Source organism: Rhodococcus sp. 7Tela_A2, assembly GCF_049311045.1.
Classification (GTDB): Bacteria; Actinomycetota; Actinomycetes; order Mycobacteriales; family Mycobacteriaceae; genus Rhodococcus.
Genome location: NZ_JAXION010000001.1, coordinates 37328 through 51705 on the forward strand (window position 1 = coordinate 37328; position 14378 = coordinate 51705).

6 protein-coding genes are annotated in these 14378 nt (G+C 67.6%); all 6 read left to right on the forward strand.

Translation table 11 applies throughout. The annotated features are described in order from the left end of the window. Window position 1 precedes the first annotated feature (1 nt). Window positions 2-2719: a magnesium transporter gene (locus TVH25_RS00160; protein WP_422423044.1), complete on the forward strand. Its 2718-nt coding sequence runs from the start codon at window positions 2-4 to the stop codon at window positions 2717-2719. 15 nt (window positions 2720-2734) lie between these two features. Further along, entirely contained in the window at window positions 2735-4744 is a 2010-nt protein-coding gene (locus TVH25_RS00165; protein WP_422423046.1) for a hypothetical protein, read from the forward strand. A 2-nt stretch (window positions 4745-4746) separates the two neighbouring features. Next, complete coding sequence (locus TVH25_RS00170; protein ID WP_422423048.1) at window positions 4747-7482, forward strand: hypothetical protein; 2736 nt, start codon at window positions 4747-4749, stop codon at window positions 7480-7482. A 46-nt stretch (window positions 7483-7528) separates the two neighbouring features. Beyond that, window positions 7529-8521 carry a hypothetical protein gene (locus TVH25_RS00175; protein ID WP_422423050.1) on the forward strand — a complete coding sequence of 331 codons (993 nt, stop codon included), beginning with the start codon at window positions 7529-7531 and terminating at the stop codon, window positions 8519-8521. After that, entirely contained in the window at window positions 8518-9681 is a 1164-nt protein-coding gene (locus TVH25_RS00180; protein WP_422423052.1) for a TRAFAC clade GTPase domain-containing protein, read from the forward strand. Before TVH25_RS00175 ends, TVH25_RS00180 begins: the two co-directional genes overlap by 4 nt. 242 nt (window positions 9682-9923) lie before the next feature. Next, a complete protein-coding gene (locus TVH25_RS00185) occupies window positions 9924-14240 on the forward strand; it encodes an AAA domain-containing protein (protein WP_422423092.1) in 4317 nt (1438 codons plus the stop codon). Window positions 14241-14378: the final 138 nt, after the last annotated feature.

Sequence of the window (14378 nt, forward strand, 5' to 3'; positions counted from 1 at the left end):
GATGGCGGAGACCGAAATGAATGTGCTCACCGTCATCCTGGCCTCGGCCGGCGTGGCCGACGGCGTCCGCGACGTGTTGCGCGACCTGTCCGCGGCAGACCTCGTCGCGCCGTTCCTGTGGGTCGACGACGCGCAGATCCCGTTGGACGGCACTCGCATCCCGACCGTCGAAACGGTGCGCGGCACCGACCGCGCCGCGACCCTGCAGGACGTGCTCGCGTCCCGCCGCGTCGATCTGGTGCGGTTGTGCGTGCTCGTGCCCACCGCCGCAGGATCCGTGCCGGTCCGCGCGAAGTCAGAGCGCATGTTCGCCGAACTGCTCTCCTCCAATGCCGGCGGCGCACGCCTGGTACGGATACGGCTGCTGCTGCAGCGACCGGGCGACCAGCGATCGGGTACCGCCGTGCCTGCCCTCGCAGGCTGGCACAACCTGCTGATCGCGCCCGAGGATTCGCGCGGACCCGGCATGGGTCACGAATCACTCGTGCTCAGCACCGACGCGATCGACGTGGGCCGCCACGCCGCGCCCGTCGTCGCCGGGGTCGCGGGGCTGTGGACCGACGTCGATCACGCACCGTTCGACGACGAGCCGGTTCTGCCGGGCAACTCGCTGCGAGTGGTCCGGTCGTTCTACCGTCGTCTCGACACCTCGCATGCCGAACACCAACTCCATGCCGAACTCCTGGATTTCGGTGGCCAGTTGCCGCTTCCGCGCGACGCCGGCACTCCCGTCGTCTACGTCGACGACGTACCGGCCGCGTCGAGCGAGATGGCTCGGGCACTGTGGGCCAAACACGGGCATCTGCTGCAGAGTGGGCGCGTCCCCACGCCCACAGCCCGGCCCGCGCGCGTCATCACCTTCGGTGATGCGCTGAGAATGTTCGGCCGATTCCTGCTCGCCGTGCTCCTGAATGCGCCGTCGCGGCTGATCACCCGTGTGTCGTCGACCGTGGCGTCGGCAACGCAGACAGCCCTCTACGGTGCTGCACCCGGCGCGTACCGCGTCGTGGTCGGCGGCGTGGACTCCGACGGACGAAAGGTGGCGTGGACCGACTACGCGTCCGCGTCGCGCCAGATCGGTGCCGCACTCGACAGTGCCACCGGTGCGGTTCATCGTGCAGCACCGGACCTTTCGGCACTGTGGCGAGACTATGCCCGTGCTGCCCTCACCCTCGCCGACGCCAGAGAGCGATCTGCCGGGCTGCCGCCGGTCCAGGTGGGTGCACATCGCGCGGTGCTACGTTCCGCCTCCGACATCGTGCCCGGCCCCGCCGACGACTTCGACGACATCCCCGGCGTCGTCTCGGCGACCCTGCACGCCCACACGGTGGAAGCCCCGGACATCCTGGGCCTCGACGAGTTCCGTGAACAGCTTCGCGGACTCGAGCAGGATCCCGTGATCGGACTGGACGCGCGCCGCACGAGTTCCGCAGTGAAGGCATGGATGGCACGGGGACGTCGCAGCTTCGCGGTCGGCTTCGGCACGATCCTGACCAACCGCCTCGCCGCCGACGTCTCCGAGGCACAAGCAATCCTGAAGCGGCTCGAGAACGCCGAGGAATTGAGGGATCCGGCCGAGGAAAGCGCCGAACACCAGCGCACGATGTTCTGGCGCGTCCGCATCACCACGATCGTGCTCGTCCTCCTGGCCGTTCTCTCCGGAGTGCTGGCGTGGCGACAGGTGATCTCCTGGTGGTACGGCGGGCCGGCGATCGCGTTGTGTGTGCTCGTCTGGGCCGGCATGGTCGCATGGATCTGCCAACGCGCCCAGCAGAAACTCGAAGATCTGCTCGCGCGGCGCGAAGCGGTGACCGCGGCCGTCGAAGCCGATCGCGTCAACCTCCGTGCTGCACTGCGGGAGATCGACGACCTGACAGGCGCCTACCGCCAGTACCTTTCCTGGAGCCGCGCACTCGGCGCCTTCCTCGCACAACCGCTCGGCGTGGCCGAGCACACCCTGACGGTGCACCGGCGCATCGAGTGGGGACTTCCGTGGCACAGCGCAATCGGGTCGGGTACCCCGGACACGGAGCAGGTGGCGCGCGTCGCCGACGAACTGCGTCAGGACCTGTTCACCGTCGGCTGGCTGACCGACCCCTGGGACACGGTGGTCAGCGGCGCCGGTGCGGCACTCGGCGGTGCGGCCCAGGACATCGACCGTGACCCGAGCCTGCTCGCGGTCAAGGCCGGAGCCGGTTCGGGCTCGCCGCTCGACGAATGGTCGCAGCGGTTCCACGACGGCCGGGTGCGGTCCACCGGCGCGGCGCTGCTGTGGGAACGAGCCCTCGGTGAACTGACCGGGCCTCGCTCGGAGCTCTCTCGCGAACTCGTCGCCGTCGTCGAGCATCGAGTCGACGGGACCGTCCGGCGGGCCGGGGTCGACGAGTTCCTCGCCGGAGTCGGTCGCCCCACGTCGGGCAGCTTCTTCGACAGGTCTGCGTTCAGCGACACCGCCACGATGAAGGGCTTGACCGCGGTGGTGGGCGAGGTGCCCACCACGGTGCGTGTCGGGTGTGGACTTGTCGCGGTCACCACGCAGTATTCCGAGGGCATCGCCGCGGAAGACCTCGCCGCCTGCGCGGACACCAGTGCCGCGCGCATCGACATCGCGCACGTACCCGATATCGAGTTGCACCCCGCCCAGCCGGCCGACGCACGATCGGATCGCACGACGCCCGGGTCCTTCGTCGCCCCCGTCGTCGACGGCATCAACTTCTGAGAGCGAGTCAACACCGTGTCGGAAGACCTCTTCCAGGCTTTGCAGCAGTGGCGGCAACGCGAGATCGACGCAGCCCGGTTGCGGCCGGGGCTGATCAAGGATACGAACCTGCAGCAGATCATCCGGTCCAATCGGCGCACCGTCGAGGAGATCGAACCGATGCTTCCGCGCCACGCCAAAGCACTCGTTGCCAGTCTCGTCGAGGTACTGGAGGCCACTCCTGCGACCGGCGCAGCCGACGATCGAGTCCGCAGCGACGCGCGGGAGCCGGAACCCTCGCCGACCCCGGATGTGGAGGCGGGCGAGCCACTGCCCGGAAGCGAGTTCCTCGTCGACCTGCAGACGGAAGATTTCTGCGAGTACCTGCACGGCGAGTCCGAACACCCGATCGGGCCGATCACCGTCACAGCGGAACCGGGCGGCGGACACCGTCTGGAATGGGAGCCGCCGGCCGAAAGGCCCGGCTACATCGTGCTCTACAGAGCCGTTGCGGGGGAGACCCACCGCGCCTACAAGCCCGAGGCAGGACGGCTCGTGGGGGTCAGCCGAGGCACCGTGCTCGTGGACACCGCCCCACCCGCCGCAGCCGTGCGGCACCTGCAGGTCTGGGCGCACCTCGGTGCGGACAACCGGGATGCGGCACAACGCCAGCCGGTCCTGATCGCCGAGACACACGTTCTCAGTCCTGTGGCCGACTTCCTGGTCATCGAGGACGACGGTGCCGTGATCGGTCAATGGAGGGCATGGCCCGGGGTCACCCGGGTTCGGGTGTTGCGCATTCCGCTCGACGGGTGCACCCCGGTGACGAACGACCCGCGCCACCGGATCCTCGGGGACCAGCCCAATCTCGGAGGGTTCGTCGACCGCGACGCCCAGCGCGGCCACCGGTACCTGTACCGGGCGATCTGTGAGGTCGACGTCGACGGCCATACCCGTTTGTCGCCGGCGGCGCAGGCCGAAGTATCGGTCTCTGCGGTGCTCGAACCGGTCGCCGATCTGCATGTCACCACCACGGGCAGCAGCGACGATCTGCACTTCGACCTCGGCTGGACGCCGCCGGGTATCGGCACGGTGGTCATGTACAGGACGGAAGCTGCCCCGCGCGCCGGCATCGACCGAACATTGCTGTCGGCCGGTGCGCTCGCCGTCTCGGGTGGCCTGCCCGAATCCGCGCGGCTCGTCCATCCGGTCGAGGCCGGGAACGACGGCGTGCACCGCATGACGAACGTGTCGTGGCCGCGCGGCTGGGTGCGGGCGTACTTCACGCCGGTCACGGTGCTGGACGGCCAGGTTCAGGTGGGACGCACGGTCATCGCGACCAGGCCACTGGCGGCACTCACCGATGTCAGAATCATCGAGCGCTGCGCGGAGCAGGTCATCACCTTCCCGTGGCCGGACGGTGCGGCGTCGGTGTCCGTGTACCTCAGCGCCACACAGGTTCCCGCCGAGCATGCGATCGAACAGCGCCCCGTCACCGAAATCTCACGCTCCCAGTACGACCGGGACGGCGGGCTGCATCTCGCGACCCCCCTTCCCGAAGCCGGGTGTGCGGTCCACGTCGTCGCGATCGCCTACACCGCCGGCGAGCGGATCGTCGGGATCCCGACCACGGTCGACTACAGCGGACTCCTGCGCATCCAGTACAAGACCGAGGTGCGGCGCGGCGGCGGAAGAACCTCGCTCGCGGTTCGCCTCGCCTCCCAGATGGACCTTCCGGGTTCGCCGCCGTTCGTCGTGGTACACAACGAGACTCGTCTTCCCTTGAGTGCGCGCGACGGTCGGCCCCTCGAAGTGCGCGGCGACGGAGCCACGAAACCGGGAGCACGCAGCTTCCACCCGAAGGGGCTGCGACGTGAATGGTCACAGCCGTGGACCGTCGACGTCACCGACAAGAAGGGCTACGTCCGAGTGTTCGCGGACGTGCCTCCCGAGCGTGCGCGCACCATTGCGTTGCTCGACCCGCCCGTCGAGCAGATCCGCCTCGACCTCATCGAAGCATCGCTGCTCGAGGAGCAGGTGTCCTGACCGTGGCCCAGGACGAATCCGAACTGCCGCGGTTCGGTCAGCTCACCTACACCTCGTTCGACCGGCCGGGCGAATCCTCGGGTGGTGGCTGGCAGGTCAAGGAGTCCACGGGTGGTCTCGATCCCGAGGAGCAGGAGGCGCTGCGCGTCGGCGTGGTGACCCGGTTCGAGTCACCACAGTCGTTTCCGCGTTTCCCGACACCCGAGGAAGTCCGAGACCGCCCGCGCCGATTGATGTACGTGCCGGGGGAGAACGGCCACGGGCTCTACTGGCACACCGCCCCAGCCGGTGCCGACGCCTCCGGGCGACCCGGAAACGTCTTCGCCCATTGCCTGCTCGACCGTGGTGACGCCGCGGATTCGGTCCGCCCGATCGAGCGCTGGCGGTCGCGCGACTGGCTCGTGCCGTACGGCGCCGACGAGGTCGCTGCCACCGTCCTCTCGGACGAGGCACCGCGTCCCGCCGAACACGCCTGCCGGACAGCGGTGCTCGACTTCCTCCTGGACTCCGAGACCTGGAGGATCGGGGTGTTCAGCGTGCTTCTCGACGGCGTCGCACGGGCACTCGACGGTGGCTCACCCGTCGTTCTGGGCTGCCGCGCCCCGGACGACGCGGCGTTGTGGATCGGGGCCGTATCGCACTTCATGTCACCGGGCACAGCCATGTTGCTCGGCTGGTCGACGTTCGACCGGTTGTATTCCGTCGACGACGGCGTTGCCCGCGGTGCGCATCTGGTCACCGTGCCGCTCGAGGATCTCCCAGGCGACGTTCCGGGGTGCGTGGTCTTCGGTGAGGACGAGTCGCCGGAACTGGGGGAACTGGACGGGGAACCGCACCTCACGGCGAACGGCGACACGGTGCCCGTCACACCGTGGTCGCTCCTCGCGCAGACCGCACTCATCGACCGCGCGATCGCGGCGAATGCATTGGCTCGGCAGGACGAGATCGCCGCGAGCGTCGGAGACCGCGCCCTGAACGCGATGTGGCCGTTGGCAATGGCGGTGGTAAGCGATCCGGATCTGCACGATGCCCTCGACGAAGCGACCTCCGTGCTGCTCGAACACACCCCCGACGGGGTCGACTCCACCGACTTCTCCCACCTTGTCGACGGCATCGTTCACGGACTGCTCGGGGACACCCTCGAACAGGCCGCGGACGTGCTGGCGCGGTGGCGTGCGGACGACACCCTCGCACCGGCCGTGTGGCGGATTGCCGGCGCGGTCTTCGGGTACCGGGTCCTGGAGGACCCGGCCTCGCTGCGCGGCGGCGACCGCGCCCGTCTCGAACTGCTCGAATACTGTCCGCGCACAGAGGATCTGATGGGCAAAGCGGCTCGGATGCTCGCCGACCTGCGTCAGCGCGCACGGTCCGGCCACCGCCGGCGTGAGACGGCCGTCGAGGCGTACGCGACTCTGGACGCGCTGGTTCGCGCGGATCTGCTGGGTGATGCCGGCCTCGAGATCGCCCATGAAGTCCTCGAACTCGCCGTAGTACCCGTGCTGTTCGACGAACAGTCCGGCAGTGATTTCGTTGCGGAGGTCGGCCCTGCCCGGTCGCCCGCGCTTGTGCGACTTCTCCACACCGCAGTCGTGACGCATCCGGCTTTCGCGATCCGGCCGCTGGGCACTCGGCTTTCGCATCGGGTCATCGCCTGGCTCACCGGGACACCGGTGGCGATCCCCACTTTCGAGGACATTCGCACCGATCCCTCGCTGGTCCTCGACGCGGCGAACATTCTCGTCGCCGAAGCCGGCGCCGCTCATATCCACACCGGGGAAGGTGATCTGCTTCGTCGTGATGTCGCCTCCGTCGCCTTGTGGCGAGCCTTCTCGGAACTCTACGAGGGCGGATGGCCGGGGAGCGACGTCGCCGCGCTCGTCGAGCGCGCCGGGTGGTCAGCGATGCAGTGGAACCAGGTGTGCGGGACCTTTCCGCACGTCGTGGCCCCGCGCTTCCTTCAGGACGCCGTGGTCACCGAACCGTGGAACACCGACGTGGAGGCGCTCGCGCATTATCTTCGGCGTGTTCAGGTCGGTGACATCAGTGGGCGGTGGGTTCCGGATCCTCAGCACGACGAGCTTGCGGGGTCGTGGGCGCAGATCCGGCTGAGCGATCACTGGACCGGCATTTCCGCGACCGCGCTGGGGAACGCGCTCGAACTGCACGCGCGTCCGGTTCTCGAGGATTATGCCCAGAACTACGCCGCGACCCTGCCCGACGACGTGCGTTCTCGTCTGGCGATCTTCCTCGTGGCGTTCTGTGCGCCTCTCGGGCGCGATGTGCCGCAGCTTCCGCCCGACCACGAAGACGCGCTCGTCGACGCAGTGGACCGCGACGCGCAGTACGTGGTCGACGCACTCGTCGACCTCGTCCGCTCCGGTGCTCTCGACGTCTACTGGGTCATCGTGAACGCGGTCTTCACATCCCTGTCCGCGCCCCACGTGCGTTCGGTGCTGGATCGCCGCGACCTCCTCGCTCGCTTCGAGGTCGGTCCGCCGTCTGCGCGGACAGCGTTGCTGGACGCGGTCGCGTCGGTCGTCCTGACCGCACCCGGATACCGCGGACCTCGCGATGCACGCGGGCTGATGGACGCGATCCGCACCGAGCTGCACGACCGCCGTCACCGCGACGTCGACTATGCCTGCGACATCTACGCGGGCTTCGTGGGGCGATGGCTCGAAGAACGACTGCTGGACCACGACGAGATGTCGTGGGATCGCGAACGGAGACGACGGTGACCACACTGCGGGGTTGCGCGTCGCCGACATGGGAAGGACAGGCCTGATGCCCGGATATGTACTCGACGGTGCGGGGTTGGTGGAACTGCCGCGGCAGCCGCTGGCGGTGACCGTGACTGCGCTCGACCTGCCGGTGGCGGTGCGTGTGATGACCGCGGACGGTGAGCCCGCCCCCGGCGCTCTGTATCCGCGCCCCGGATTCATGGTGCTGCCGCATGTAGGCGGGGAGATCGTGATCGTCGCGCGCCCCCATGCCGAGGGCACGGCATTCCCCCAGGGCACCGTCCTGCAGGCCACGCTCGGTGTGGACAGCAGCCGCACCGCCGACCCCGATCGTGCAGAACTGACACCACTCGACGTATCCGGCTTGCACCACGTCGAACTCGCCACGGTGACTCCCGCCGGAGAGCGTCTCACGGTGGCGGCCCGGAAGACGGCCGTGGACGTGCCGCTCACCGAATTGGGTGCTCGTGCGCGATCAGCGGCGCGCGGGGTGCTCGGCGTGGACCGATTGCCGGAAAGCCGACGGGTGGACGTAGAGGTCGACATCGACACCACCATGTCGATGCTGCCGCTCATCGACGACGGCAGCGTGCGCGAGGTGGTCGATCTACTCACCGGTGTCGCATCCGTCATCGGCAACCGGGAAGAACTGCGGGTCACCATGATCGGCCGCTCGGCCACACCGTTGCCGGCTCACGCCCTGCGCGAGGTCGCGGGACAAGTGCAGCACGCACTGAACTCGGCGGGCCTCGGCGTCGGATTCCGGTCGGCGTCCGTCGACCGTTCCGGGTACACCACTCCCACGCTGGTCTTCACCGTGACCGACGCGGTCCCGGCCGATCACGCGGCGACCGGTGTTCCCGGGGTCCGCCGTCGCCCGGTGGTGTTGTCCGGTGAAGGAGCGGCCGTGGTCGACGGCAGTCCGTCCGGCACCCGGAGACAGAAACTCGACGACCCGGATCAGCTTTTCGCGACGGTGAAATCACTTGTCGCCGGCCTGGCGGTCGCCGGCGAATCGGAAGGAACACGGCGATGACGAAGTGCCCCCGCTGCTTCACGAACCTGCCCACCGACCGCACCGCGTGGTTGCCGACCGCACCCGACGAGGTGGACGTCGACGAGGTCGCCACCGCGTATCAGGGCACACCTGTTCGCTCCGGCAAGGTCGTCGCGCTCGACCGACCGGCGACGGGCGGTGACCAGTGGGCGCCCGACGCGGCCGTGGTGGAGGAGAAGGTCGGCGGACCCGCCGTCGAAGTGTGCCCGACATGCCATTACCGCCTGCCGGTCGCGTGGCGCGGAGCGCAGGCCACCTGCATTGCGATGGCCGGTGCCCGCGCTACCGGCAAGACGGTGTACGTCGCCGTTCTCGTCAAGACGTTGCAACTCCTGGGTGAACGCCTCAATTGCGTCGTGGAACCTGCCACCGCCGAAACGGAAATGGTCTACCGGGAGTTGTACGAGAAGCCGCTCTACGAAGAGCGCGGCATCCTCGAATCCACACCCGCCGCCCACACCAGCAACCAATACCAGCGCGAGCCGCTGATCTTCTCGCTCGGTGTGTGGAACGGCGTGCGGCAATTCCTGGTTCTGCGTGACGTCGCGGGGGAGGATCTCGAAAACCCCAACAACGTCCACGTCCAGCACATGCGGTTCTTCACACACGCCGACGGCGTGGTGTTCATGTTCGATCCGCTCAAAGTCGAATCCGTGCGGCAGCAACTCCACGACCTCGTCCCCGTTCAGGAACGGGTGGGCGGCGACCCGCGCTCGGTATTGCGGACCGTACTGACCATCATCGGTGACGCGACCCCGAACCTCGCCGTGGTCCTCTCCAAATTCGATGCCCTGCAGTCCCTCCAGCACGTCGACGGCAGCGACTGGAGCGAGATGATGTCGCACCGCGGTGCCGGATTCTCCCGCGACCCCAGCCTGCAATACGCACCGTACAACGAGATGGACGGCCGTCTCGTGCACGAGGAAGTGCGGAGTCTGCTCGACAAACTCGAGGCGAAGATGATGGTGATGGCGGTGGATCAACCGCACACCGGCGTGGTGCTGAACAGCCGGTTCTTCGCGGTGTCGGCGCTGGGCGAGTCGCCGGTGGGGGACCGGCTGCATCACAACGGCATCTCGCCGTTCCGGTGCATGGATCCCGTGCGGTGGGTGCTGGCGCAGAAGGGGGTATGGGTGTAGCGGTCATTCCCTGCGGCACCCCGAATTGTGCCGATATCTGCACGTACGGTCGAGCCGAAACACGCCGTTGTGAATTCGCTGATGCACACCGACATGGGACCCGACGCGGACCCGTTGGAGACGGTTTCTAAGGTGGTGGGGTCCGTTGCCGTCGGCGGGTGGAAGCAGGGTGTGGAGTGGACGTCGCGTCGAGGGACAACGATCCCGAACTGAGGGACCGCGTGCAACGCCTGCTTGCCTTCATGGCAGAGCTCGTCAAAGCCCGCAGCGCACCGGTTCGCATCGTCGACAAACACCGTGCCGTGATGTCCCTCGAGGAGGGAAACATCAGGGCCGGTCTGAAAGCTCACGCCGCATCGGGTGAGGTGTTCCTGCGCGCACGTCGTGCTCAGCTCGAAGACCCGCCACGCCCTTCCGGTGAGTTTGCGACGTACATTCGCGGAGACATCGGCGACTCCGACATCGAACCCGCACTCGACCCGACGGCCCCCGACACCGCGGCAGGCTTCGACGCCTGGCTCACGGACTGGCGGACATGGGCGGCCGCCGACCGTGAACGACGAGCCGCATCGCATCTGTACACGTTCCTGCAGCGAACGATGCTCGACCTCGAAGACCAACCTGAATCGCTGGAACTCGTCGTCGCGTCGGGTTTGCTGCATCTGTCCGAGCGGGTTGCGGGCGCGCGGGTTCGCACGCACCTGATCACGCAGTCCGCTCTCATCGAGCGACACGGCGACTCCGGCGACCTGGTGGTCCGGCTCGATCCCGGCGCCGGCCCGTCGTTGGAAGACGTCCAGATCCTCACCGGGCTGGAGGTGTTCGACTCGTCGAGTGTCCGCGAACTGCACGACTCCCTTGTCACTCAGGTCGCATCGCCCCTCGATCCCGCCGCCCGGGCGTTCTTGAAGAGCTGGGCCGAGCGTGCGCTCACCCTGCGCGTCGAGGTCGCCGAACGTGCGGAAGAAGCATCGTCGCCCGACGCATTCGTCACCCCGTCGCCCGCACTCGTCCTGCGCAAGCGCGGTGCCCACGCACTCATCGAGTACTACAACCGCATGACCGAGGCCGCCGCCGACGAAGCGAACCCGGTACCGCTCGGTCTGGCGCAGCTCGTCGAAGCCATCGAGCCGGCAGACCGTGTCGCATGGCTCGATCGCATCGGCACGCCGTCGTCCCTCTTCACCGGGGATCCGCTGCTTCCACTACCCGCGAACGAAGAACAACGCGAGATCCTCGACCGGCTCGCCGGCGACAGCGGCGTGGTGATCGAAGGCCCACCGGGTACGGGCAAGACCCACACCATCGCCAACATCGTGTCCGCGCTGCTGGCGCGTGGCCAGCGCGTGCTGGTCACCAGTGAGAAGGCGCAGGCGCTGCGTGTACTCCGGGACAAGCTTCCGGACGAGCTTCAGGACCTGTGTGTGGCGGTGACCGACCCGGTCGACGGAGGGTCTGTGGAACTCACCCGCAGCGTCAGTGAAATCGCCATCCGCAAAGCGCAATTCAACGCGCGGCGCGCACAGGAACGCATCGACGAACTCACCACGCAACGGAACGATGCACTCGGCCGTCGAGCGACGCTGATGGAACAGATCCGGCAGGCGCGAGCCGAGGAAGCATCGGTCCATGCCGAGGTCGCTGCCGGCTACGAGGGGACGGTTGCCTCGATCGTCCGGCGGGTCCGCGCACAACGACCCAAATACGAGTGGCTGCCCGCACCTCTCCTCACCGACACCCCGCCGCTGACGGTCGACGAGCTCGTCACCCTCCATGCGCTCCATCAGCGGTCGAGCGTCGAGCGTGCGCGACGCCGGCACCAGCGCTTCCCGGAGCTGTCCCTCCCCACCCAGAGGGAACTCCAGTACGCGTGCGCGGCCGTCTCACAGGCATCGAGCGGCACCGCGAACGACGAGATGCAGGGATTGCTGCGGATACTCGAGGGGGCATCCCTCGAGGCACTCGCCCACATCCGCGAGCGGTGCGAGCAGTTGCAGGGCGCTCTGAAGGATGCAGATCGCCTCGACGCTCGAATTCGTCGCGTCGCCGACGACGTCCTGTCGGGGAAGGCTCAGCATCTGTGGGGAAAGACCGCCGAGCTCGCAGGACTCGTGCAGGCCGCGCAGGACGCCGACCGGATCGTCGGTGCCAGCTCGGTCCAGGTGCCGGTATCGGGACCGCTCGCCTTCGAGGCGTACGACGCACTCGCCCGCAAGCTGGAGGCCGGGGAGACGTGGCGTAGTGGTTTCGCTCGGTTCCTGAGAAGCGACGAACAATCTGCGGTCGAGGCGCTCGGTGAGCCGGCGACCGTCGACGGCGTCGCGGCTACCACCGCCCACACGGTGCGCATCGTCGCCGAACATCTCCGTGTGCTCGAGGCGATCCGGGTGGCGGGGGTCGTCCTGCGCGACCTGGGCATCGACATCGAGCTCGACGAGTCGCGCAGCCGTGCTGTCGGCACCCTCGCCTTCATCGACCGCGACCGCGTCATCATCGACAGTCTCGTGGCACGGGTTCGAGACGTCGAATCGGCGCTTCGCGATGTCCATCCCGGTGCGCCGCGGATCGCGAGCGTCGAACAGGCGCGGTCCATCGCGGAGTCGGCACGGGCCATCGCCGCGACGGGCACTGCGGAAGCAAGCAAGAACTGGCTCGAATCCATCGGAATGTATGTGCGGGGCCAGACTGCAGGCGGAGCGTCGCCCGAAGGACGCGCGCTCGCTAGAGCTTTCCACGAAGCGGACTTCGACGCGATCAATGCGGCGCTCGACGCGTGGGATCGCGCGGTCGGTGAACAACGCGAAGAGCTGGAACTCGTAGCCCTACAGGCGCGTTTGTCGACCGCCGCACCGGCACTCGCGCATACGCTCGGAGACAACCCGTTGAGCTTGGCATGGCCGGTTCGTCTCGCCCACATCGAGGATGCGTGGGCGTGGCGACGCGCAGACGACTGGGTGCGGCGCTTCCACGAACGTAGCGACGACGGGCAGTTCGAACGTGAACTCGACACAGTCGAGAAGGACATCACGCGTCTCACGACGCAGCTCGTCGAGGAGAAGGCGTGGAGTGCGTGTCTCGCCCGCACGACTGCCGAACAGGTCCAGGCGCTCCATTCGTACCGCGACCATGTCGCGAGTATCGGTAAAGGAACCGGGCGGTATGCGGAGCGCTACCGGGCGGCGGCGCGCGAGGCCATGCAGGTCGCGCAGGGAGCGGTGCCGGCGTGGGTGATGCCGTTGCAGCAGGTACTGGCTTCGGTTCCACCCGAACAGAATTCGTTCGACGTCGTCATCGTCGACGAATCGAGTCAGGTCGACATCAGCAGTCTATTCCTGCTGTGGCTGGCGCCGCGTGTGATCGTCGTCGGCGACGACAAGCAGTGTGCACCGAGTGCGGTGTCGCTGGGTGCACTCGACGGCGTCTTCACCCGTCTCGACTCGTACCTGCCCGACATCCCGAATTACCTGCGCGACAGCTTCACTCCGCGTTCGAGTCTGTTCTCCTTGCTGCGGTCGCGGTTCGGAAGCATCATCCGGCTGCGGGAACACTTCCGGTCGATGCCGGAAATCATCGCGTGGTCCAGCGAGCAGTTCTACGCGGACGACCCGCTGGTTCCCCTGCGGCAGTACGGGTCCGACCGTCTACCGCCACTGCGCACCACGTACGTCGAGAGTGGCGCCGTCACGGGACAGAACTCCACGTTGGCGAACCACGCCGAGGCCCATGCCCTCGTCGACACCCTCGTGCAGTGCGTCCAGGACCCTGCCTACGACGGCAAGACATTCGGCGTGGTCGTTCTGCAGGGACAGTCGCAGGTCGACGTCATCCAGAACGAACTGCTGGACCGTCTCACCCCGGCCCAGTGGGAGGAACGCAGGTTGCGCGTCGGCACGCCCCCCGATTTCCAGGGCGACGAACGAAGCGTGGTGTTCCTGTCGATGGTCGTGGCGCCCGACCAGAACATCGCCGCCATGACACGCACCGAATACCAGCGACGGTTCAACGTTGCGGCGTCGCGTGCTCAGGATCAGCTGTGGTTGTTCCATTCGCGGACGCTCGACACGCTGCGACGCACCGACCTGCGGTATTCGCTGCTCTCCCACATGCAGTCGACGTCGACGATGCCCGCCGCACCCATGCCGGACGGTGTGACGCGCGACGAACGACACGAGGCGTTCGACAGTCTCTTCCAGCAGGAAGTGTTCCTCGATATCGTCGCCCGCGGATATCACGTGAACCCGCGGGTCGAGGTGAACGGCCACTTCATCGATCTGGTGGTGACCGGTGCAGCAGGAAAGCTGGCGGTTGGGTGCGACGACGAGCGGTGGCATACGATTCCCGACCGGCAGCGCGCTGATCTGGAGCGGGAGCGGGAGCTGTATCGGAGTGGTTGGAAGTTTTGGAGGGTTCGGGAGTCGGAGTATTACCTCGACCCGGCCGTGGCGATGGCGGGACTCTGGGGCGAACTGGGGCGGCGTGGAATCACGCCGGATTGCGCGGATGCTGCAGCCCCCAATCCAGGTTCGGCACCACCGGAGTTAATCAACGGCGTTCGTTGACTGTCGAGAGGTCGCAGTAATTGTGACTCGGAGACCGCTACGCCATTCGAGTGGGAAGCGTTAGCCGAAGAGATCGAAGTACCGGGGGCACGGACGAAGTGCCGAGTAGTGACAGCCACTGACGGCCGATGTCCGCGT

Bases quoted from the DNA above. Each gene is read 5' to 3' on its own strand.
- TVH25_RS00160 (WP_422423044.1), top strand. From the start codon at position 2: ATGGCGGAGACCGAAATGAATGTGCTCACCGTCATCCTGGCCTCGGCC.
- TVH25_RS00175 (WP_422423050.1), top strand. From the start codon at position 7,529: ATGCCCGGATATGTACTCGACGGTGCGGGGTTGGTGGAACTGCCGCGG.
- TVH25_RS00180 (WP_422423052.1), top strand. From the start codon at position 8,518: ATGACGAAGTGCCCCCGCTGCTTCACGAACCTGCCCACCGACCGCACC.
- TVH25_RS00185 (WP_422423092.1), top strand. From the start codon at position 9,924: ATGGCAGAGCTCGTCAAAGCCCGCAGCGCACCGGTTCGCATCGTCGAC.